We start from the raw sequence: 21,516 nt of genomic DNA, 5'->3' as shown, positions 1-21,516 counted from the left end.
CAGCTCCCACCTTGACCGAGTGATGACAGCAATCAGGTCGGCTTGGCTTCCGCCAACGCCTGCTGCGCCAGCTCCTTTTCCGCCTCCTTCAAATCTTCCTCACTGATCATCTCGGCAATCGCCCTCAAGCGTTCCACCACCCGCGCATTCACGGTGCCTTCCGGGAACTGCCCCTCGGCGTCCGGCTCACCGGCATCCTCGCCCACCAGCAGGCTCAAGGCCTCATCCGCCTGGCGCACCGCATAGATGTGAAATTGCCCGGCACGCACGGCCTGCAACACCTTCTCGTCGAGCATCAGCGTGGCCACGTTGGCTTGAGGGATGATCGCCCCCTGCTCACCAGTCAACCCACGGGCTTCGCAGAGGCGGAAGAAGCCTTCGATCTTCTCGTTGACCCCGCCCACCGCCTGCACTTCACCAAACTGGTTGATCGAGCCGGTGATGGCAAAACATTGCTTGAGCGGCGTCTTCGACAGAGCCGAGATCAAGGTGCATGCCTCGCCCAAGGACGCACTGTCGCCGTCCACATACCCGTAGGACTGCTCCAGGGCAATACTGGCGGAGATGGCCAACGGGAATTCCTGGGCATAGCGGCTGCCCAGGTAACCGGTGAGGATCATCACGCCCTTGGAATGAATCGGCTGGCCGAGGTTAACTTCGCGCTCGATGTCGACAATACCGCTACCACCTGGGTACACCGTGGCGGAAATCCGCGCCGGCACTCCGAATGCCGAGTCGCCGACCTCCAGCACCGTCAAGCCGTTGCACTTGCCCACAGCGGCGCCGGCGGTGTCGATGAGGATGACGCCGGCGAGCATGTCGTCGAGAATCCGCGCCGACACGCGGCCGGTGCGCGTGGCCTTGGCCTTGAGGGCGCGCTCGATATGCCCGGCATCGGTCATTTCGTCGCCGGCCAGGTGGCGAATAAAGTCCGCCTCGCTCACCAGCTGGAACAGGTCGCCAATACGCGCCGACAAACGGCCCTGATGTTCGGCCAGGCGTGCGCTGTAAGTCGCCAGGCGCGCGACCGCATCCGAGGTCAGCGGCGCCATACCCTCTTCCGAAGTACGGGTTTTGAGCAACTGGGCGAACTGCTCCAGGCTCTCGTCGACCATGGGGATGTCTTCGTCGAAGTCCACCAGTACGCGGAACATCTCCTGGAAGTCCGGGTCGGCGTCCTGCAAGGCGTAATACAACTGGCGCGAGCCGATGATGATCACCTTGACCTGCAAGGGAATCATCTGCGGGTTGAGGGTCACGGTGGCCAGGCGGCCGAGTTCGCCCAGGGGCGATTCCATCTTCAGTTTGCGCGATTGCAGGGAGCGCTTGAGCGCATCCCACACAAAGGGCTCGCTGAGCATTTTTTCGGCTTCCAGGATCAGGAAACCGCCGTTGGCGCGGTGCAACGCACCTGGACGCAACTGGCGATAGGTGGTGTAGAGCGCACCCTGGTCGGTGCTGTATTCGATACGGCCGAACAGGTTGTCGTAGGTCGGGTGCGGTTCAAACACCACCGGCGCGCCACCGTTGACCGAGTGGCCCACCACCAGGCTCGGGCAGTATTGTTCCTCAAGTAGCTTGCGCGCCTGGGCGTCGGTCTTGGCGTCGTCCACCAATTGCTCCACCACGGTTTTGAGCAGGTAAACCTGCATGGCCTGCAGGTAGCCACAGACGCCGGCGTTTTCTGCGTATTTTTCCGACAACGGCGCCAGCAAAGGCTGCAGCGCCAGGGTGATGGTTTCTTCGTTGAACTGGCGCAGCTGGTTGTTGGACTCACGCTTCCACTGCGGCAGGCTGGCCAGCTCTTCGTTGAGGCGCTCTTCCAGCTCGGAGATATCGGTGTGGAAGCGCTCGCGATCGGCTTCCGGCAGTTGCGAAAACTCGGCTTCGTCCAGCGCCTTGCCGTCGAGCATCGGCGTAAAGGCGATATTGGAGCTGTCGCGGTACAGCGCCACGTCTTTTTCCAGGGCCAGGCGCTCGATCACGTCCAGCGCTTTGTCGTAGCGCTGGTTGAACGCCCGGTCGATGGCGCTTTTACGCTGTTGATAAGTTGGGTGCTCGAACACCGCCGGGAAGGTGGCGACCAGGTTATCGACCAGGCCGTTGATATCGGCAATAAACGCCGCGGCGGCGCCACCTGGCAATTCCAGGGCGCGGGGCTCGCGGGGCTCATCGAAATTATTCACATAAACCCAGTCCGCCGGGGTTTGCAGGCGCTTGCCTTCGGCTTTCAGGTAGCGTTTGACGAACGAAAAGCGGCCGGTGCCCGGCTCGCCCATGACAAACACGTTGTAACCGGGGCGTGGCATGGCCACGCCGAACTGCAAGGCTTCAACCGCACGTTCCTGGCCAAGCACACCGCGAAAGGGCTCCAAATCATTGGTGGTCGAGAAGCTGAACTGTTCAGCGGAGAAAGGGCGAGTCAGCGCTTCGGGCGCTAGACGCAAGCTGGCAGCAACAGGATCAGGCATCGGGCTTCCTTACATCAGGCGGGGCAGATGGGGCATTCTGGCTCCCGGTTGAGCGCTCTGGCAAGGCGCGCTTTCGGGAAAGCATAGCCACCGCACGCGTCCTGCAAAAAAATCACCCGTCACTGAATGTTTATAAAAAAACACGGAACCCTGGGAACGTGCCTAAACTCCAAACTGCGCGGGTTGGACTAATAACTGGCCCCTAGGGTGCGTTGAGCACCTGAACCCTTGTCCATTGGTTTGCACACAAAGAGAACAAAGCTATGAAACGGATCCTTCTTGGTACTCTCTTCACCGTCGTCTCCCTCAATGCAATGGCAGAAGCACCAGGTGGCCCGAACTGCGGTTGGGGCAACATGTTGTTCGAAGGCCAGCGCGGTACTCCGGCCCACTTCCTCGCCTCCACCACCAACGGTACTTCGGGTAACGCCACCTTCGGCATGACCTCGGGCACCAACGGTTGCAGCACCAACAGCGCCCTGACCTACGGCGGCAAGTCCTGGATTGCCATGAATGGCATGATGAACGAGCTGTCCGAAGACATGGCCAAAGGCAACGGCGAAGCGCTGACCACCTACGCGGTGGTACTGGGTGTTGCGCCGGAAGATCGCGATCACTTCGCGGCCGTGACCCACGAGCACTTCCAGCAGATCTTCAGCAAGGCTGACGTGACCGCTGACGACGTGCACAACAACACCATTGCTGTACTGAAAAGCGATGCCCGTCTGGCGAAATACGCAACCCAGGCTTAAGCTCGACCTGCCCGCGCCTTTCGAGGCGCGGGTTTTATTTTTTCGACCCGCCCACCTTGGGTCTTTTTTTCCGTCCGACTTAAGTAGCCCCCATGCTCAAACGCCTCGCTTGCCTGGCTTTCTTCGCCTGCGCCCCGCTGCATGCGGCACCGCACCTCGACGATCAACGTTTGCAGCAACTGGCCAATGATCCGTTCTGGCTGTCGCTGGGGCACTACGAAGCCGGCAAGATCAGTGGCTGGCGCAGCTATGTCAGCGACAAGAAATTCTTCATCGCTCCCGATGGCGCACACCATCCGGACGCCGAACTCAAGGCCACCGTTGATGCGCTGTATGCACCGGCCAGCCTGGGTGAAAAGCACGCCCAATGCGTCTACCCCGCACGCACCCGCTGGCTCAAGGCGCAGTTGCAACTGAACGACCTGCCCGCCCTAGAGTGCAAAGAGTTCACTCAGTGGTTCAAGGACGTCGCGCCCCATAGTGCGGTGATGATCTTCCCGGCGGCCTACCTCAACAGCCCATCGTCGATGTTCGGCCACACCCTGCTGCGCATCGACCAGGCCGACGTGCAAAGCAACAACACCGCGCTGCTCAGCTATGCGATCAACTTCGGTGCCTATATCGAAGGCTCCGACAACAGCATCCTCTATGCCTGGAAGGGCTTGATGGGCGGTTATCCGGGCCTGTTCGCCCTGGTGCCCTATCAGGAGAAACTCTCCGAATACCGCAGCCTCGAAAACCGCGATTTGTGGGAATACCGCCTGAACCTCACCGAGGTCGAGACCAAGCGTATGGTCGAGCACGTGTGGGAGCTCAAGCAGATCCAGTTCGATTACTTCTTCTTCGACGAAAACTGCTCCTATCGTCTGCTCGAACTGCTGCAAGTGGCCCGCCCTGGCCTGCGTTTGACTGAGCAATTCCCACTCACCGCGATCCCTACCGACACGGTCAAAGCGGTAAAAGATGCAGGGCTGGTGGAGAAGATCGACTATCGCCCCTCCCGTGAACGTGAACTGCTGGAACGCGCCAAGCCACTCGATAGCGATGAGCAACAGTGGGTGCTGAAAATCAGCGACGACCAAAAGCAACTGCAGGAACCGGCATTCAAAGCACTGCCCCGCGAGCGCCAGGCACTGATCGTGGATGCTGCTTACCGCCTGGGCCGCTACCGCGCCAATGGCCTGGAGCGCGACGCGACACGCTCCCAGCGCAGCTTCGAACTGCTGCGCGCGATCAACCAGAACCCGGCACCAGACCTGAAAATCACCCCGCCTGGCCTGCCGGAAAACGGCCACGAATCGCGCACCTGGCAAGCCGGCATCGGCACCCGTGGCGACAAAGCCTTCGGTGAATACGGCCTGCGCATGGCCTACCACGACCTCAACGACAATGCCGAAGGCTTCCCCTTGGGCGCGCAGATCGAAATCCTGCAAATGAAATTGCGCCAGTACGAGGGCAATCACTGGCAGCTCCAGCAACTGGACCTGGCCACCATCCGCTCGCTGACGCCACGCAATGCGCTGCTGCAACCTTGGTCGTGGCAAGTCACCGGCGGCCTGGAGCGGGTGCCGGGCAAACACGACGACGAAACCCTGGTCGCCCACGTCAACGGCGGCGCCGGTGGCACCTGGCAACTCTCCGACGACATGCTCGGCTTCGCCCTCGGCACCGTGCGCGTGGAGCACAACAACGACTTCAGCGAAGCCATCTCCCCGGCGGCAGGGTTCAACACCGGCGTGCTGTGGAAAAACCCGTTGGGCAATCTGAGCCTGGAAGCCAAGGGGGATTTCTTCACCAATGGCGAAGTGCGGCGCAGCATCAGCCTCAACCAGCAATGGGAACTGTCGCGCAACCTGGGCCTGCGCCTGAGTGCCCAGCGTGAGTACAGCCACCTGTCCACGCCAGTGAATGAAGTGATGCTTGAGCTGAAGTGGTACCACTACTGATTAATGAGTGCGGGTTTGCTCGCGATATACGGTATATCAGCCAAGGTTTAAGTGACTGACGCACCGCCATCGCAGGCAAGCCAGCTCCCACAGGTTTTATACTCGGCCCACAACTTTCTGACCTGCCTTTCACACCGCCCCAACAAATCCCCTTCTAGACTTCCCTTATCAGCCGTAAAACGGCCAGGGAGTACGCCATGTGGCGGTATGCGGTCATGCTGTGCGCGGTGGTGGGGTTGTCGGGTTGCCAGTCAACCCATCAGGAATTGCTGGCCAAAGGTTACCCACCCGCCTTCGCCGATGGCTTCGACGACGGTTGCAGCAGCGGTCGCCAGGCCGCTGGGGTGATTACCGGGGCGTTTCGCAAGAATGTGCCGCGCTATCTGAAAGACCGGCCATACGCCGAAGGTTGGGAAGATGGGTTTCGTCAGTGCAAGGCCATGCGCGAGAGCCAGGAACTGCGCGATTACGAGGAAAACCGCAGGGACGACCGCGAGCGCGATTGGCAGCAGGAAAAAGATCGTGACGCCGCCAAAGCCTATCGCTCACGCTGATCGTTCCCACGCTCCGCGTGGGAATGCCGCCCTGGACGCTCCGCGTCCGCTCGCGAGGTCGTGACGCGGAGCGTCACAGGATGCATTCCCACGCGGAGCGTGGGAACGATCAGCGCCGGTGGGAACGATCAGGCAGCGAACGTGGCCCAACTTCCATAGGAAGGAGAACGCCATGAGCCGAGCTTTTGTAAATGAAGATAACGCGGCGGACCAGGCTGATCAGCCGGTGGAGCGCCAGGTCAGCGCGCAACCTAACCGCCTGACCGCGCAAGGGTTGGCGCAATTGCAGGCCAGGGTGGCACAGTTGCAAGGGGAGCACAGCGACGAAGCCGCCAAGGGTGAGCAGGCCGATAAACAGCGCCAGGCGGATCTTGAGCGGGACCTGCGCTACTTCAACCAACGAGTGCAGAGTGCCCAGGTAGTCGCGCCGGCCACGTCCACCGACAAGGTGCAGATCGGCAGTTGGGTCACGTTCGCCAACGAGCAGGACGAACAGCAGCGCATCCAGTTGGTCGGTGAAGACCAGGCCGATGCCAACGCAGGCTTGATCAACTGGGGCTCGCCCCTGGGCCGTGCTTTGTTGGGCGCCCAGGTGGGCGACGAGGTGCTGTGGCAGCGCCCCGTCGGCGATCAGTTGATCGAAGTGTTACGCGTCGAACCCGAGATTTAAACGATGCCTTGGGCCAGCATCGCGTCAGCCACTTTCACGAAGCCTGCGATGTTGGCGCCCTTGACGTAGTTGATACGGCCGTTTTCTTCACCGTAATGCACGCAGGCATGGTGGATCGACTGCATGATGTTGTGCAGCTTGCTGTCCACCTCCCCGGCGGTCCACAGCAGGCGCATGGCGTTCTGCGACATTTCCAGGCCGCTCACCGCCACGCCCCCTGCGTTGGACGCCTTGCCCGGCGCAAACAGGATGCCCGCGTCGATGAAGATATCCACAGCCTCCAACGTGGTCGGCATGTTCGCGCCTTCGGCCACGCAGAGGCAGCCGTTGCGCAGCAAGGTACGCGCAGCGTCGGCATCGAGTTCGTTCTGGGTGGCGCAAGGCAGCGCGATATCGCACGCTAGTTCCCAAGGCGCCTGGCCTTTGCGGAACTCCAGGCCGAAACGTGTGGCCAGCTCACTGATACGCCCGCGCTGTACGTTTTTCAGTTCCAGCAGGGCCGACCATTGTTCTTCGGTCAACCCGCTTTCGGCGTACAGTGTGCCTTCGGAGTCCGACAGGGAAATCACCTTGCCGCCCAGGTCCATGACCTTGCGCGCCGCGTACTGCGCCACGTTACCGGAGCCGGACACGGCCACACGCTTGCCTTCGACGCGCTGGCCTTGGCGCTTGAGCATTTCCTCGGCGAAATACACACAGCCGAAACCGGTGGCTTCCGGACGGATCAAGCTGCCGCCGTAGGTCATGCCCTTGCCGGTCAGCACTGAGGTGAATTGGTTACTCAGGCGTTTGTACTGGCCGAACAGGAAGCCGATTTCCCGTGCGCCCACACCGATATCACCGGCCGGTACGTCCACGTCCGCACCGATATGGCGGTACAGCTCGCTCATGAACGCCTGGCAGAAGCGCATCACTTCGGCGTCGCTCTTGCCCTTGGGGTCGAAGTCCGAGCCGCCTTTGCCGCCGCCCATGGGCAGCGAGGTCAGGGAGTTCTTGAAGGTCTGTTCGAAGGCGAGGAATTTCAGCACACCCAGGTTGACCGAAGGGTGGAAGCGCAAGCCACCTTTGTAGGGCCCAATGGCGCTGTTCATCTGGATACGGAAACCGCGATTGACCTGGACCTTGCCGTGGTCATCCACCCACGACACCCGGAACGTGATCGCGCGCTCCGGCTCGCAGATGCGCTCTAGGATGCCCGAGGTCAGATAGTGCGGGTTGGCTTCAAGAAAGGACCACAGGCTGCGCAGGACTTCTTCTACAGCCTGGTGGAATTCCGGTTGGTCCGGGTCGCGTTTCTTGAGGCGGGCAAGGAAGGAATCGACGGATTCGGTCATGAACAGTCTCGGCAAATTGATTGTTGTTAAACGGAGATTGAGCCGGACTTTATCAATTCGTTTCGCACCGCGACAGGGCAAAATGTCGCCTTTGTGAAATTAAATGGTGCAATAAGTATAAATAACTGCCTTTTTTTGCCCTTAAATGGGGATTTCACTCTGAGTTTTGCACCAACAGGTAGGCCGTTATCGCAGGCAAGCCAGCTCCCACATTGGATCGAGTACACCGGTCATGTGGGAGCTGGCTTGCCTGCGATAGCGGCGGTGCAGTTACAGATGCAGCGACTGACCCACCGCTTTCGCGAGCAAGCCCGCACAGCATTTGCCCACAGACCCGCGCATGTCTCTAGCGCGTACCGGGCACCAGGTCGAGTATCTCGTCGATGCCCAGGCAACGTGGCTCCAGTTCCAGCGTCCTGCCATTGGCGAGTATGCCGACGGCAGTATCGCGCATGGCCAGGTAGGCACTGCGCAACATGTGATTGGCATAAATCACCGCGTTGAAACCTGCTCGCTCCAGCACCTCGAACTTCAGGTGAACATAGCTGGTCGGCACACAAATCAGCGGTACCCTGGGCCGCTGCAGGCGAAACTGCCGGGCGAATTCCAGAATTTCCAGGCCATCCTGCTTGCGGCTGTGGATCATGATGCCATCCGCCCCCGCCTCGACATACGCCAGGCACCGCGCCATCGCCTCTTCCATGCCGCGATTCAGAATCAAGCTTTCACACCGGGCAATCATCATCAGCCCTGAGCCGGTGCGACTCGCACAGCCGGCCTGGAGTTTGGCGCAAAAGGCCTCGATGGACTCCTGCGCCTGGTCGACCTCAATGCCCAAGAGTGAATTCTTCTTCAGGCCGCACTTGTCTTCGATCACCACCGCCGAGACGCCCGCGCGCTCCAGCATCTTGATATGAATCGCGAAATGTTCGGCCTTGCCGCCGGTATCGGCATCGAATATCAGCGGCAGCGAGCACACATCGAAGATTTCGCGAATCCCCGGCAATCGGTTACTGGGCGAAAGAATTTCGATGTCGGGTAACCCGCGCTGGGTCGAGTCGGTCAGCGAACTCGACCAGATGGCGTCGTACCCCACCGTATGCCCTGGGCTGATTTCCAGCCTGGCGCGCTGCGCGAGCAACGCCGATATCGGGCTATGGGCTTCGAGTACACGCAGGCAACGGTTGCTATCCAACAGCGCCGACAGAGGGCGTCGGCGCGCTTCGGTATCCATCATAGGGTTCAGGCTCCTTATCAGCGGCACAACAAGGGTTATCGAACAGCCTCAATCCCAGGCGGGCTGTTCGCACTTGAGCACCGACGCCATCTTTTGCAGATGTTCGCAGGCCCTGGCCACGTACTCCCTGGAGAGCCGTGCGATACGCGCGTAATCCACGGCCTGCCCGGTGGCGCTGGCATACAGCCGCAACGCCTCAGCGGCATGCTTGAAGTGGCGTGCTTCCACGCTGCCGCAATGCACGCTGAGAAAACTTGCGACGCGGCTGGCCTCACCGGCGCTGTAGCCCCGTACATCGCGCAACCACTGCTTCCATAGCGGGGTCATCAGGTTGTATTCGCCGGTATTGAACAACTCCGTCATGGCCATCATTTCCAGCGCTTCGATGAGTTGCGGCGCCAATGGGCGTTTTTCCCCCACCCAACCGGAGAACTCTTTGGTAATCGGGTTGAGGAATTTGTCTTGCAGGCGCCAATCATCGGAGCCGCAAATGGCCGAAGCCATGCGGTAATACAGCTTGGAATGGTGCGGATGCCCATGCATTTCACCCAGCCCGATGTCCTCGACAATGATCTCCCCACAATGGGCCGCCGCTTCGAGCATTTTCAACCGGGCGTCATCCGTCAACGATGCCGACTCCTGGAGGATGCGCACGATGACGCTCGAGACGGCATGGGCGGCGCCGTCCGGGCTACGCCAGCCACAGAAGAACGTACACAGTGACGACTCGCTCCAATTACTGGAGGTCATGTCGACATAGGTCTCGCAGTACGTGTCCAGCGCGGCGGTTTGACTGTTGAAACCGCTGAGCAGGGCTTGGGCCAGATGTCCATCCTCGACATCCACCAGCGCCTGATTCACGTACCCGATCAATTGGCGGCTCAGATTTTCCACGGCTCATATCCTTTTAAGGTGGGGTTAATGCACAACGATTTCTGACATGAAACGAGCGAAGCGTGTGAGGCCCTCAATCAGCGCTTCACGCTCAACGGCGTAGGAGATGCGGATGCTGTTTTCGTCGCCACAGCCAGAGCCGGGCACTACCGCGATATGGGCCTCGGTCAATAACAGATCGGCCAAGTGGTCGACGTCACGAATAACGGTGCCCAGGTAGCGCCCCCCCAACTTGCGGGACACATCGATAAACAGATAGAACGCCCCTTCCGGCGGGGCGCACCGAATGCCGTCGACATGCCCCAGGCAGGTGCAGGCCGCGAGCAATTGCTGGTCGAGGAAGGCATTGATCTGGCGGGTAAAGTGCGGCGCGTCCGCCATCAGGCTGCCGAGCGCGGCATATTGGGACAGGCTGCTGGGGTTGGACGTCGTATGCCCTTGCAGGTTGTGCATGGCGGCGATGACTGGGGCGGGCGCACACGCATACCCTACCCGCCAGCCGGTGACCGCGTGGCTCTTGGAAAACGAATCGACCAGTACCGTCTGATGTTTGAGCGGCGCAAACAGCGACACGATGTTGTGATGTTCATGGGGCGCGCGCACCAGTTTGCGGTAACACTCGTCGAACACCACCCAAAGCCTGTGTGCGAAGGCGAGCCGGGCAATACCCAGCAGTTCTTCGCGCTGATAAACCGTGCCCGTCGGATTGTTCGGGGTGTTGATCACAATCATCCGGGTGCGCGGGGTCAGGGCCTTCTGGACCGCTGCGCAGGTGAGGCGATAGTCATCCGCAGCCGTGTCGACATAGACGGGAACGCCACCGGCCAGTTGGATCTGGGTGGGGAAGGTTTCCCAGTACGGCACCGCGACGATGACTTCATCCCCCGGATTGAGCAGCACCATCGCGGCGTTGTACAGCGCCTGCTTGGCACCAGCGGTCACCGCTATTTCATCGGCGGCGTAATTCACCCCGCAGCGCTGAGTGACCTGCTGCGCCAGCGCGTGGCGAAGCTGGGGCAGGCCGATGGGCGGCGTGTAGCGGTTGCGGGCAGTGGCGAGCGCATCGGCCGCGGCGGCTTTCATGATCGGGCAGGCATCGAAGGACAATTCGCCCGCGGCAAAGTTGACCACGTTGACGCCGGCTTCTTTCAAGGCATTGGCTTTACTGCGCATGCTGGACGTGCCGGGTGCGCTGAGACGTTGCGCACGCTGGGACAACGGCAATGACACGGCAGACGGTTCACTGTTATTCATTGTTATACCTGCCAGAACACGTTGGAACGTTCGTTCGCCCTACCGGGCTTGGGCCTCCAGCCCTTGCTGAACCCGCCAGGACAGCGGCAAGGTCAGCAACAGGGTGGCGGCCAGCAACAGGACGGCCATGGGCACACCGGTGGCATCCCCAAGGCTGCCGAACAGCACCGGCGCCAAGGCGCCGCCACCGATGGTGCCGGTGTAGAACACGGCGAACGCCTGGTCGCGCCTGCCCGGCCCTGCCAGGTCCGGGACTGCGCCGTACAGCACCGACGACGTGCCGTTCAGCGCCAGCCCCAGCAGCGGCAACATCACCATCAAGCCGGCGTAGGGCAAGTACACCGCCATGACAATCAGCACAGCCGTGGTGAACTCCGTGGCCCATACCGTTTTCATCATGCCGATGCGCGCACCGAGGTAACCGCACAACAATTTGCCGAAGGCGCCCCCCACGAACAGCATGGTCAGCGCCAGGCCGATGCCCGCAGGCCCGGCGCCCTTGGCCTTGAGCAAAAACGGCAGAAACGTGAGGAAACCCATGCGCACGGCGCTGTCCAGCGTGCCGGTCACGATCAGCGCACGCAGGCCGCTCGCGGAGCCGGCGCCGTCGCCCGTACGGGTGGCTTTCAGCGGCGCCGCCGTCGCCTCGGTGCGTGCCGGGATCAGCCACCACAACAGGCCTGCCGCCAGCAGCCCGAGTACACCCAGCAGGGTGACACTGGCGCGCCAACTGATGACCGCCAGCAACAGGCCGATCAGCCCCGGGATCAGGGTCTTGCCGATATCGCCGCTGAAGTTGTACTGCGACAGCGCTTGTTTGACGCCCCCGCCGGCCTCGTGCGTATCGGTGATCAACGACGAGGCCAGCGGGTGCTGCGTACTCGCGCCGAGCCCGCCCAGCAGCAGCGCCAATAACAACACGCCCAGCCCACCGGCCTGGCCGGCCAGCAGGTAGGCCAGGCCCGCCAACGCCGTGCCACCTACCAGCAAGCGTTCACGCCCCCAGCGCGCGGCAGCCCGGCTGGCCAGTAACTGAAAACCGGCCATCATGCCCGCGTAAGCACCACGCAACAGGCCGATCTGGGCGTAGCTGAGGCCGAACTGCGCTTGCCAGATCGGCAACAGCACATAAATCACATCGGTCAGCCCGTCGTGCACGGCATGCGCGCCGCAGCCGGCCACCAGAGCGCGGCGACGCACGCTGACCGGGTCAGGCGGCGACAACGATGGCGTTGCGGTCTGCTTCAGGGTGTTCATCTGGGTCAGAGGCTCTCAGGCAAAACGCCGGGTTAACCCAGCAACTGCGCACAGTCGCTCATCACACTGGCTTTACGCTGCAGGTATTGGGCGAAAATGTCGCGTGCCGTGGCGGGGTCCACTTCAATCTGCATGGCAGTGGTGAACTCATTCACCGCCGCCACCGCATGGGCGAAATGGTTGCTCTCAGTACCGCCGGTGTGCACCGTGACCCAGGCCACCGTCGCACGGGATTTCTCCGGCGGCACGCCCATGTCCCGCACGAACCACTGCGAGTACAACGGGTGGATGAATTCCACTTCGCCATGGGTGTACACCTCGTGGATCAACGTGGTCAGTAGCCCCTGCAACAGGTCGCGATCTCGCAGGCGGCGGGTGTCGGTCCAGTCCTTGAACGCCTGTGCCGAGGGCAGGCAATTGTCCTTCAATATCCACTGGTCATCGCCGCACAGCGCGGTGGCCATGGTGTAGAACAGGTCTGCGTGCAAGGTGTTGCCCAACGCGCCCAGATCTTCATCGGTGATGCGTTGCAGGCTGCCGCAGGCGCGGTACAACTGCGCCGCGGCGGCGGAGCCTTCATCGGAGCGCGCCAGCAAGGTAATGCGGTTGGCCAGGCCGGACACACTGGCTGCCGAATTATTGGTCTTGGACCAACTGGCGAAGAACTTGCGCAGTACCGCCGGCGAATGCCGACGCGAGGTGAGTCGCGCAAAAGCGTCTTCGATATCCACCAGCGCGTCTTCCTGAGCCCAGAAGGCTTCGAACAGCGCGTGACGCAAGGCACCGGCCGGCATGTCGTTCAATACCGGTTCGATGAGCTTCAACAACTGGCTGCGCTTGATCACGGTGTTAGTCATGTTCACCTCTCATAGTCCTTTATTGGATGAAAAATCAGGCTGGTTTGCCGCGCTGTCCGGCGATCAGGGCCTGGGGCTTTACCGGTTTCCAGCCCAGCAGGGCAATCGCCAGCGACAACAGCTGAAAACCTGCGACCAACGCCACGCAGCCCGGCCAGCCCCATTGATTCCAGAGCATGGCCGGGGCCACGGCGCCGGCGCTGCCACCCAGGTAATAACCGGTCAGGTACAGCCCCACGGCGCCGGACTTGTCCGGGCCCGCCGTGGTGGCGATATACGCATTGGCGGATGCCTGTGCCAGGAATACGCCGGTGGAGCTCAGGGCCAGCCCCAGCACGATCAGCCACAGGGACGGCAACAATGTCAGCGCCGAGCCACAGATGCCGAGCGCCACAGCGCCGGTCAGTAACTGCGATTGTGGTCGCGATTTGCTCAAGCGCCCCGCAACAGGAATGACCACCAGCGCCAGCAGGAACACCGCATACAAAGTGCCCAAGGCTGCAGCGCCCAGGTTGAACGGGGCCTGGCTGAGATACAGCCCGGCATAGGTAAAGGTTGCGACTTGGGAGAACAGCACGCAGAAACCGACGCCATAGGCCGCCAGCAAGGGTTTGCGCAGGAGCCGGCGCACCCCGTGCATGCCCACGGCCGCAACGCCGGGCCGCGCCACCGGATTGGCCGGCAACAGCCACACAATCAGCAGGCCGACCAGCAGGCTGATCACCGCCAACAGTTCGAAGGCTTCGCGCCAGCCCACATATTGGGTCATGACACCCGAAACAAAGCGCCCGGCAAACCCACCGAGCACCGTCCCCGCGACGTACAAACTGGTGATCTCGGTGACCGTGGCCGCACGCCAGCGATCACCGATATAAGCCACGCTGGTGGCGAACACCACGGGAATCAACATCCCTTCGACAAAACGCCACACCAGCAGCTCGGCAAAACTGTCCACATAGGCCGTCAGCAGCGTCGGCAGCGCCAGCAGCAACGCGGCCACGGCAATCACCGTGCGCTGCTCGAAACGGCCGGTCAGGCGCCCGACAAACGGCGCGGTCACCGCCACGGCCAACGTGGTCACCGTGATGCTCCACCCTGCCTGTCGGGCACTCACCTGGAAGCTTTCGGCAAACGCAGGCAGGATGCTCTGTGTCGCATAAAGATTCAGAAACGCCGCACAGCCACACAGGAACACGGCGAAGCGGGCGTGATGCATGCGCGGGTTCATGTGGCCTCTCGTCTTATAGTCGAGGATGTTTATAGAATACCCAGCGCAGGGAACACCAATACCGAATTCGGACCGATCAATACCCAGGAAACAGCATGCTTGATCTACGCAAGTTACGGTACTTCCTGACGGTCGCCGAAGAGCTGCACTTCGGCCGCGCAGCCCAGCGCCTGCACCTTGCCCAGCCGCCCCTGACGCGGCAGATTTCGGCCCTGGAAACCGAGCTTGGCTTTCGCCTGTTCGACCGCACCAGTCGCACGGTCACACTGACCGCCCAAGGCCAGCACTTTTTGCCGTATGCCCGCGCAGCGCTGGAGCACGCCAGGCTTGCACAAGACATCGCCGCCAAGCTGGCTGCCGGCTCGACCGGCCAACTGGTCGTAGGCTATGCCAGCTCGATCGCGTTGTCGGAACTCTTCAGCCAAACCCTGCAAGCCTTCGCCCAGCGTTTTCCCGATGTGCAACTGACCCTGGTGGAGAGCGCTTCCGGCAGCCTGCACACGCACGTACTGGACGGGCGCATCGACGTCGGCATGAGCCGCCTGCTGCCGGAGGCCGGGCAAACCGGCGTCGAGGCTTTGTCCTTGGGGCAAGAACCGTTGGTGGCGGCGCTTTGCAGCGACAACCCGCTGGCGGACCAGGACGAAGTCACCCTCGCCCAGCTCAGTGAGTACCCGTTGATTCTGTTCCCCAGCGACTACGGTTCGGGCCTCAACGGCTCCATCGAGCACCTGTATCAACGCCGCGGCCTGGCGCTGCGCCCGGGCCCTGCGGGGCGCCAGATCACCTCGATCATCGCCCTGGTGGCGGCAGGCCAAGGTGTCTCGCTCGTGCCCCAGTGCACCCGCACCCTGGCCAGGGAAGGCGTGGTCTACCGCCCCTTGGCAGACCCCGAAGCCTGGGTACACCTGCTGATACTCACGCGCTCACCGTCACGCTCATTGTTGGTCGAGGCGTTTATGGGGGTGGTCGAAGAATTGCTGCGCAGCCGCCCAACGCTGGCGCCCACGACGCTTCCGGCATAACGCGGGCAAAAAAATACCCCTGCGTGAGGGGTATTTTTTCAACAGGCTGTTGCGGCTATTGCAGCATCAGGCCAGCTTTTTGTGACGCACACGGTGCGGCTGGGCAGCGGCCTCACCCAAGCGCTTCTTACGGTCGGCTTCGTACTCGGTGTAGTTGCCTTCGAAGAACACCGCCTGGGAGTCATCTTCGTACGCCAGGATGTGGGTCGCGACGCGGTCAAGGAACCACCGATCGTGAGAGATCACAATGGCGGCGCCCGGGAAGTCCAGCAGGGCTTCTTCCAGGGAACGTAGGGTTTCAACGTCGAGGTCGTTGGACGGTTCGTCGAGCAGCAAGACGTTGCCGCCCTCTTTCAGGGTCAGGGCGAGGTGCAAGCGACCGCGCTCACCACCGGACAGGTCCTTGACGAACTTCTGCTGGTCGCCGCCCTTGAAGTTGAAACGGCCGACGTAGGTGCGCGACGGGATTTCATAGTTGCCGATACGGATCTGGTCGGAACCGTCGGAGATCTGCTGGAACACAGTCTTGCTGCCGTCGAGGTCGTCGCGGCTCTGGTCCACACAGGCCAGTTGCACGGTGTCACCGATCTCGATGCTGCCGGAGTCCGGGGTTTCCTTGCCCATCAGCATGCGGAACAGGGTGGATTTACCCGCACCGTTACCGCCGATGACGCCGACGATCGCGCCTTTTGGCATGGCGAACGACAGGTTGTCGATCAGCACGCGGTCGCCGTAGCCTTTGGTCACGTTCTTGAACTCGATGACCTTGTCACCCAGGCGCGGACCGGCCGGGATGTAGATCTCGTTGGTTTCGCTGCGCTTCTGGAATTCCTGCGACTGCATTTCTTCAAAGCGTTGCAGACGGGCCTTGGATTTGGACTGGCGGGCCTTGGCGCCTTTGCGCACCCACTCCAGTTCTTCCTTCATGGCTTTTTCGTGGGCCGATTGCTGCTTGGATTCGGCGGCCAGACGGTCGGACTTGGCTTCCAGCCAACCGGAGTAGTTGCCCTCGTAAGGGATACCGGCGCCGCGGTCGAGTTCGAGGATCCAGCCGGCGACGTTGTCCAGGAAGTAACGGTCGTGCGTGATCGCAACCACGGTGCCCGGGAAATCGTGGAGGAAATGCTCCAGCCAGGCGACGGAATCGGCGTCCAGGTGGTTGGTCGGTTCGTCGAGCAGCAGCATGTCAGGGGCCGACAGCAGCAGGCGGCATAGGGCCACACGACGCTTTTCACCACCGGACAGGTGCTCGACCTTGGCGTCCCAGGCTGGCAGGCGCAGCGCATCGGCGGCGACTTCCAGTTGGCGCTCCAGGTTGTGGCCATCGCCCGCCTGCAGGATCGCTTCAAGCTTGGCCTGTTCGGCGGCCAGCTTGTCGAAGTCGGCATCCGGTTCAGCGTAGGCGGCGTACACCTCATCGAGGCGGGCCTGGGCGTCCTTGATCACGCTGACGGCTTCTTCGACCACTTCACGCACGGTCTTGGTCGGGTCCAGGATCGGCTCTTGCGGCAGGTAACCGATGTTCAGGTCCGGCATCGGACGGGCTTCGCCTTCGAACTCGGTGTCGACGCCCGCCATGATTTTCAGCAGGGTGGACTTACCCGAACCGTTGAGGCCGAGCACGCCGATCTTGGCGCCTGGGAAGAAGGACAGCGAAATGTTTTTCAGGATTTCCCGCTTCGGCGGAACAACTTTTCCCAGCCGATGCATGGTGAAGACGTATTGAGCCATGGTGAACCTAGCGTCAGTGACTGATGAATTAAGCGGACGAAGCCCGTGCCAGGCCATGCGCCGCGCGGGCCTTTGACTATCATCAATGCCAGCGAGCAAAAAAAGCCTGAATGTCTGGGGCTGGAACGCCCCCGCGTAACCGGCAAAGCTACCTGAATGCGCTGGGGCAGTCCAGCCAGGCAGGACTGGCACTTTGCCACAACTCAAGGCATGCTAGCCGCCCTTCGGGCGTCCGGCTTATAGTGCACGTCGCGCGCCAGTCCAGCCAAACCGCAGGATCACAGTTTGTCCAACGTCACGCCGCCCACGCCCTTGCGCGCCGCTCATATTGCGCCGGGAGCGCCCCTGCACGGCACCTTGAAAGGCGCGTTGGCGACGCTTGTCCTGCTGTTGCTCGCCCTGTTGTTCTGGCAACTGCTGGACCAATTGCAGCAAAACCAGAAAAACCAACAGCAATACACCATCGACTACAGCGCCGACCTGGCCGAGCAGATCAGCCAAAACATGGCCCTGAGCGCACAGATCGCCCTGAACCTGTTGCCGATTGTCGAGCCGCCGCGCAATGCCGAACAGCAGCAGGCCCTGATGCGCACGCTGCAGCGCTCATTACCGGACCTGCGCAGCTTCGCCCTGCTCGCCCCCAGCGGCGCACTGATCAGCGACACTGCCGAAGGCAGCCAAGACAGTGCCCTGCTCGAAGACCTGGTCAAGCGCAGTCACGCCCAGTCCTACTACCTGAGCAATGATAATGACGGCACGGTCATCTATCTGTTGCTGCACCAACCCAGCGGTGGCTCCAAGGTGTACTGGGCCTTGCGCCTGGCGCCCAATTATCTGGCCAACCTCACACGCCAGGATGTCCAGGGCCAGCGCCCGATGTGGGCAATCGAGAACAGCCTGAACCATCGTGTGGTCAGCCGTGACAGCGGCATGCCGGCGCAGTGGTCCGGCGCCCTGACACCGGAAGAATTGAACCGCAGCGTGCTGGTCACGCCGTTGAGCAAAAGCGATTGGCAACTGCGCGGCATGTTTGACCGCAGCGCGGTATTGGAGCAACTACTGCCCGCCTTTATCGGCAAGTGCCTGCTGGGCCTGGCGTTCTCGCTAATCCCGGTGATCGTGCTGCTCAACATGCGCCGCCGCCAACGCCAGGTGAATGAAGGCCGGCGACGCTACCAGGACATCTTCGAAGGCACCGGCGTCGCGTTGTGCGTGTTGGACCTGTCGGGGCTCAAGGCGTTTTGCAACAAGACCCAGGTGCAAAGCCGTGAGCAGTTGCACGCCTGGTTGCAGGCCAACCCCACGGAGCGCAAGCAACTGCTCAAGGAGTTGCGCGTCACCGAGGTCAACCAGATGGCCGTGCGCCTGCTCAACGTCGCGTCCTGCGAGCAGGCGTGGGAACGCCTGATCGATGACTGCCCGCGCAATGCCACGTCCATCGGCTATCAGGTGCTGGAAGCCGTACTGACCCGGCAAAAACAGCTGGAGCTGGAAATCCAGCTCAACGACGTAGCCGGCAACGAACAGTACCTGTGGCTGGTGATGCGTTTGCCCGAGCAGCAGGATGACGTCAAGGCCGTGATTCTCAGCATCAGCGACATCACCAGCCGCAAGCTGATCGAGTTGTCGCTGGTGGAGCGTGAAAGCTTCTGGTCGGATGTGGTGCGCACCGTGCCCGACCACCTGTATGTGCAAGACGTGATCAGCCAGCGCATGATTTTCAGCAACCATCATTTGGGTCACACCCTGGGCTACAACAAAGCCGAGTTGCAGCAAATGGGTGAGTACTTCTGGGAAATCCTGCTGCACCCCGAAGACGCCGAGCACTACCATGACGCGCGCCAACAACAACGCCAGGTCGGCTATACGACCCAATTGCACTGCCAACTGCGCTTTCGTCACCGCAATAACCAGTGGCGCCGCTTCGATATCCGCGAACAGGCCCTGGCCCGCGATACGTCTACGGTGGTCACCCGGATCATCGGCGTGGCCAAGGACATTACCGACCAGATCGAGGCCAGTGAATCGCTGCGCGACAGTGAACAGCGCTACCGGATGCTGGCCGAAAGCATCAGCGACGTGATCTGCTCCACCGACAGCCAACTGGCCCTCAACTACATCAGCCCCTCGGTCAACACCGTCCTGGGCTATGACGTGGACTGGGTGTTCAAGAACGGCTGGCAGTCGATCGTTGCCAACCCTCAGCAGTTGACCGGCATTTATAGCCTGATGGAACAGGTCAGCCGCGCCCTCGGCAACCCCGACGCCTTGAACACCTTGCGCGATGAACTGCAGACCCAACTGTTTCTGTTCGACTGCCTGCGCGCCGACGGGCGCAAGGTGCCGATAGAACTGCGCCTGGTGCTGGTGTGGGATGAACATGGCGCGTTTGAAGGCATCCTCGGCGTGGGCCGCGATATCAGCCAGCAACGCCGCGCCGAAAAAGACCTGCGCATGGCGGCCACGGTATTCGAGCATTCCACCTCGGCGATCCTGATCACCGACCCGGCCGGTTATATCGTGCAAGCCAACGAGGCGTTCAGCCGGGTCAGCGGCTATGCGGTGAGCGATGTGCTCGACCAGTTGCCCAATATGCTCACCGTCGATGAGCAGCAGGAAGCCCATCTGCGTTATGTGCTCAAGCAATTGCACCAGCACAGCACCTGGGAAGGCGAGGTGTGGCTCAAGCGTCTCAATGGCGAGCATTACCCGGCCTGGGTGGGCATTACCGCGGTGTTCGACGACGAAGGCGACCTGGCCAGTTACGTGTGTTTCTTCAGCGATATCAGCGAGCGCAAGGCCAGTGAGCAGCGCATCCACCGCCTGGCCTACTACGACGCCCTGACCCACCTGCCCAACCGCACCCTGTTCCAGGACCGCCTGCACACCGCGTTGCAGTCCGCCGAACGGCAGAAGTCGTGGGTGGTGCTGATGTTCCTCGACCTTGACCGCTTCAAGCCGATCAACGACTCCCTCGGCCACGCGGCCGGCGACCGGATGCTCAAGGAAATGGCCACGCGCCTGCTCGGCTGCGTGGCCGAGGACGACACCGTGGCGCGCATGGGCGGCGACGAATTCACCTTGCTCCTGCAACCACGGGTCAGCCGCGACATGGCGCTGAACCGCGCCATTCATGTGGCCGAGCAGATCCTCGCCAGCCTGGTCAAACCTTTTGTGCTGGAGGGCCGCGAATTCTTCGTGACCGCCAGCATCGGCATCGCCCTGAGCCCGCAAGACGGCAACGAGCTGAGCCAATTGATGAAAAACGCCGACACGGCGATGTATCACGCTAAAGAGCGCGGCAAGAACAACTTCCAGTTCTACCAGGCCGACATGAACGCCAGCGCCCTGGAGCGCCTGGAACTGGAAAGCGACCTGCGCCACGCCTTGGACCAGAACGAATTCGTGCTCTATTACCAGCCGCAATTCAGCGGCGACGGCAAACGCCTGACCGGCGCCGAAGCCCTGCTGCGCTGGCGCCACCCGCGCCGTGGCCTGGTACCGCCCGGGGACTTTATCCCAGTGCTGGAAGAGCTCGGACTGGTGGTGGATGTGGGCGACTGGGTAATCGGCGAAGCCTGCCGCCAGCTCAAGACCTGGCACCAGAACAAGGTGCGCGTGCCGAAAGTCTCAGTGAACATCTCGGCGCGGCAGTTCTCCGACGGCCAGTTGGGCACGCGCATCGCCACTATCCTCAAGGACACCGGCCTGCCACCGGCGTGCCTGGAGCTGGAACTGACCGAAAGTATCCTGATGCGTGAAGTCAACGAAGCCCTGCAGATCCTCGCCAGCCTGAAAAACCTGGGCCTGAGCATCGCGGTGGATGACTTTGGCACCGGCTATTCGTCGCTCAACTACCTCAAGCAATTCCCCATCGATGTGCTGAAGATCGACCGCACCTTCGTCGACGGCCTGCCCTCGGGTGAGCAGGACGCACAGATTGCCCGGGCGATCATTGCCATGGCCCACAGCCTGAACCTGGCGGTGATTGCCGAAGGGGTGGAAACCCATGAGCAGCTAGACTTCCTGCGTGAGCATGGCTGTGATGAGGTGCAGGGTTACCTGTTCGGGCGGCCAATGCCGGCGAATCGGTTTGAGGTGCAGTTCAGTAATGATGCGCTGTTCATGTTTGACTGAAAGTGCCGTCCCTGATCGTTCCCACGCTCCGCGTGGGAACGCAATTCTGGACGCTCTGCGTCCGCTTTTAAATGTGACGCAGAGCGCCACGGGATGCATTCCCACGCAGAGCGTGGGAACGATCAGGGGCTGAGTGAAAACCACTTGTCCGCGACATGATGTCCTTTCA

At 61.6% G+C, this 21,516-nt stretch carries 15 protein-coding genes; 6 read left to right on the top strand and 9 right to left on the bottom strand.

Annotated elements, in window-relative coordinates; all coding sequences use genetic code 11:
* Positions 1 to 32 precede the first annotated feature (32 nt).
* Complete coding sequence (locus BT199_RS22885) at positions 33 to 2,471, bottom strand: Lon protease family protein (protein WP_014719999.1); 2,439 nt, start codon at positions 2,469 to 2,471, stop codon at positions 33 to 35.
* Between the two features lie 263 nt (positions 2,472 to 2,734).
* Here BT199_RS22885 and BT199_RS22880 point away from each other — a divergent pair, with 263 nt between their 5' ends.
* The 4 genes from BT199_RS22880 (at position 2,735) to BT199_RS22865 (ending at position 6,393) form a co-directional block, all read left to right on the top strand.
* Positions 2,735 to 3,223: a DUF3015 domain-containing protein gene (locus BT199_RS22880; protein WP_003194274.1), complete on the top strand. Its 489-nt coding sequence runs from the start codon at positions 2,735 to 2,737 to the stop codon at positions 3,221 to 3,223.
* 92 nt (positions 3,224 to 3,315) lie between these two features.
* The gene (locus BT199_RS22875; RefSeq protein ID WP_072435514.1) at positions 3,316 to 5,169 is read left to right on the top strand and encodes an Lnb N-terminal periplasmic domain-containing protein; all 1,854 of its coding nucleotides are present in this window, start codon (positions 3,316 to 3,318) and stop codon (positions 5,167 to 5,169) included.
* 197 nt (positions 5,170 to 5,366) lie between these two features.
* Positions 5,367 to 5,723 carry a hypothetical protein gene (locus BT199_RS22870; protein ID WP_019818009.1) on the top strand — a complete coding sequence of 119 codons (357 nt, stop codon included), beginning with the start codon at positions 5,367 to 5,369 and terminating at the stop codon, positions 5,721 to 5,723.
* Positions 5,724 to 5,895: 172 nt separating this feature from the next.
* Positions 5,896 to 6,393, top strand: coding sequence for a GreA/GreB family elongation factor (locus BT199_RS22865; protein WP_038451556.1), 498 nt, complete (start codon positions 5,896 to 5,898; stop codon positions 6,391 to 6,393).
* Here the strand turns inward: BT199_RS22865 and gdhA are convergent.
* The 7 genes from gdhA to BT199_RS22830 all read right to left on the bottom strand — a co-directional run bounded on the left by gdhA (position 6,390) and on the right by BT199_RS22830 (position 14,454).
* On the bottom strand, positions 6,390 to 7,727 hold the full coding sequence (gene gdhA, locus BT199_RS22860; RefSeq protein ID WP_072435513.1) for an NADP-specific glutamate dehydrogenase: 1,338 nt from the start codon (positions 7,725 to 7,727) through the stop codon (positions 6,390 to 6,392). The two genes, BT199_RS22865 and gdhA, sit on opposite strands and share 4 nt — an antisense overlap.
* A 346-nt stretch (positions 7,728 to 8,073) precedes the next feature.
* Complete coding sequence (gene aepX, locus BT199_RS22855; RefSeq protein WP_072435512.1) at positions 8,074 to 8,964, bottom strand: phosphoenolpyruvate mutase; 891 nt, start codon at positions 8,962 to 8,964, stop codon at positions 8,074 to 8,076.
* Between the two features lie 48 nt (positions 8,965 to 9,012).
* Complete coding sequence (locus BT199_RS22850; protein ID WP_019818013.1) at positions 9,013 to 9,858, bottom strand: hypothetical protein; 846 nt, start codon at positions 9,856 to 9,858, stop codon at positions 9,013 to 9,015.
* A 24-nt stretch (positions 9,859 to 9,882) separates the two neighbouring features.
* Positions 9,883 to 11,112: a pyridoxal phosphate-dependent aminotransferase gene (locus BT199_RS22845; protein ID WP_072435511.1), complete on the bottom strand. Its 1,230-nt coding sequence runs from the start codon at positions 11,110 to 11,112 to the stop codon at positions 9,883 to 9,885.
* Positions 11,113 to 11,151: 39 nt separating this feature from the next.
* On the bottom strand, positions 11,152 to 12,369 hold the full coding sequence (locus tag BT199_RS22840; RefSeq protein ID WP_060768007.1) for an MFS transporter: 1,218 nt from the start codon (positions 12,367 to 12,369) through the stop codon (positions 11,152 to 11,154).
* A 32-nt stretch (positions 12,370 to 12,401) separates the two neighbouring features.
* Positions 12,402 to 13,226: a hypothetical protein gene (locus BT199_RS22835; RefSeq protein ID WP_019818016.1), complete on the bottom strand. Its 825-nt coding sequence runs from the start codon at positions 13,224 to 13,226 to the stop codon at positions 12,402 to 12,404.
* Positions 13,227 to 13,260: 34 nt separating this feature from the next.
* On the bottom strand, positions 13,261 to 14,454 hold the full coding sequence (locus BT199_RS22830) for an MFS transporter (RefSeq protein ID WP_019818017.1): 1,194 nt from the start codon (positions 14,452 to 14,454) through the stop codon (positions 13,261 to 13,263).
* A gap of 95 nt (positions 14,455 to 14,549) precedes the next feature.
* On the opposite strand from BT199_RS22830, the gene BT199_RS22825 reads away from it, so the two are divergent.
* The gene (locus BT199_RS22825; RefSeq protein ID WP_014720010.1) at positions 14,550 to 15,479 is read left to right on the top strand and encodes a LysR family transcriptional regulator; all 930 of its coding nucleotides are present in this window, start codon (positions 14,550 to 14,552) and stop codon (positions 15,477 to 15,479) included.
* A gap of 66 nt (positions 15,480 to 15,545) precedes the next feature.
* Here BT199_RS22825 and ettA read toward each other — a convergent pair whose 3' ends face one another.
* A complete protein-coding gene (gene ettA / locus BT199_RS22820; protein ID WP_014720011.1) occupies positions 15,546 to 17,210 on the bottom strand; it encodes an energy-dependent translational throttle protein EttA in 1,665 nt (554 codons plus the stop codon).
* Positions 17,211 to 17,495: 285 nt separating this feature from the next.
* Here ettA and BT199_RS22815 point away from each other — a divergent pair, with 285 nt between their 5' ends.
* On the top strand, positions 17,496 to 21,347 hold the full coding sequence (locus BT199_RS22815; RefSeq protein ID WP_019818019.1) for a sensor domain-containing protein: 3,852 nt from the start codon (positions 17,496 to 17,498) through the stop codon (positions 21,345 to 21,347).
* The last annotated feature ends 169 nt before the right edge of the window (positions 21,348 to 21,516 follow it).

It is taken from the genome of Pseudomonas sp. NFR02 (assembly GCF_900119375.1).
GTDB lineage: Bacteria > Pseudomonadota > Gammaproteobacteria > Pseudomonadales > Pseudomonadaceae > Aquipseudomonas > Aquipseudomonas paracarnis.
Note: the sequence above shows the minus strand (reverse complement) of the source record. Positions and strands in the feature narration are given on the sequence as shown.

Excerpts from the sequence above, each read along its gene's own strand:
- BT199_RS22885 (WP_014719999.1), bottom strand. The coding sequence starts at position 2,471 with ATGCCTGATCCTGTTGCTGCCAGCTTGCGTCTAGCGCCCGAAGCGCTG.
- BT199_RS22880 (WP_003194274.1), top strand. The coding sequence starts at position 2,735 with ATGAAACGGATCCTTCTTGGTACTCTCTTCACCGTCGTCTCCCTCAAT.
- BT199_RS22875 (WP_072435514.1), top strand. The coding sequence starts at position 3,316 with ATGCTCAAACGCCTCGCTTGCCTGGCTTTCTTCGCCTGCGCCCCGCTG.
- BT199_RS22870 (WP_019818009.1), top strand. The coding sequence starts at position 5,367 with ATGTGGCGGTATGCGGTCATGCTGTGCGCGGTGGTGGGGTTGTCGGGT.
- BT199_RS22865 (WP_038451556.1), top strand. The coding sequence starts at position 5,896 with ATGAGCCGAGCTTTTGTAAATGAAGATAACGCGGCGGACCAGGCTGAT.
- gdhA (WP_072435513.1), bottom strand. The coding sequence starts at position 7,727 with ATGACCGAATCCGTCGATTCCTTCCTTGCCCGCCTCAAGAAACGCGAC.
- aepX (WP_072435512.1), bottom strand. The coding sequence starts at position 8,964 with ATGATGGATACCGAAGCGCGCCGACGCCCTCTGTCGGCGCTGTTGGAT.
- BT199_RS22845 (WP_072435511.1), bottom strand. The coding sequence starts at position 11,112 with ATGAATAACAGTGAACCGTCTGCCGTGTCATTGCCGTTGTCCCAGCGT.
- BT199_RS22840 (WP_060768007.1), bottom strand. The coding sequence starts at position 12,369 with ATGAACACCCTGAAGCAGACCGCAACGCCATCGTTGTCGCCGCCTGAC.
- BT199_RS22835 (WP_019818016.1), bottom strand. The coding sequence starts at position 13,226 with ATGACTAACACCGTGATCAAGCGCAGCCAGTTGTTGAAGCTCATCGAA.
- BT199_RS22830 (WP_019818017.1), bottom strand. The coding sequence starts at position 14,454 with ATGAACCCGCGCATGCATCACGCCCGCTTCGCCGTGTTCCTGTGTGGC.
- BT199_RS22825 (WP_014720010.1), top strand. The coding sequence starts at position 14,550 with ATGCTTGATCTACGCAAGTTACGGTACTTCCTGACGGTCGCCGAAGAG.
- ettA (WP_014720011.1), bottom strand. The coding sequence starts at position 17,210 with ATGGCTCAATACGTCTTCACCATGCATCGGCTGGGAAAAGTTGTTCCG.